The sequence below is a fragment of the Pseudoalteromonas sp. S4741 genome (assembly GCF_005886135.1).
In the GTDB taxonomy this organism is placed as follows: Bacteria; Pseudomonadota; Gammaproteobacteria; order Enterobacterales; family Alteromonadaceae; genus Pseudoalteromonas; species Pseudoalteromonas tetraodonis.
The window spans coordinates 1-447 of sequence record NZ_PNCN01000173.1 but is presented as its reverse complement, the minus strand read 5'-3'; the positions used below and the strand labels follow the sequence as shown (position 1 = coordinate 447).

Genomic DNA, 447 nt, shown 5'->3' with positions numbered 1-447 from the left:
GGCGTTAACATAGTGTGGATTTTCTTAACGAGTTGCGGTTCAAAGGAGCCAGCGCGGTCTCTTGGTGTTTCAAGTTCAAATTGACCTACAGATGATTTAACGGTTTTCTTGCTAGTGCCGTTCTTACGGTTTGGTTGCAGATCAGATTCTAGATGCTGCTCTAGCTCTGCTCTGAGTGCAGCTTCAGTTAATTGTTTAATTAGCGGTGTTAAAACACCATCTTCACCAGTTAACCCTTTACCAGATTGAAGTTCAGCTAATGCTTTGTTGAAGTCGAAAGATTGAGTCATGTGTCACTCCTGTTTTCTTAATATTACTGAAATGACACAGATTTCTAAACACTACCTAATAACCCCCATAACTCTTGACGTACCATGTCTGGTTTCTTACTACGTAACGTGTGTTTGCTATGATTCAATCCCTGCTTTATTTCTCTAAACGCCAGCG

The 447-nt window shown here is 40.9% G+C and carries 1 protein-coding gene; it reads right to left on the bottom strand.

Annotated elements, in window-relative coordinates:
• Nucleotides 1-290 (bottom strand): transposase (locus CWC30_RS17165; RefSeq protein ID WP_171034747.1); only part of this gene is annotated, 290 nt, incomplete at its 3' end.
• Between the last annotated feature and the right edge of the window lie 157 nt (nucleotides 291-447).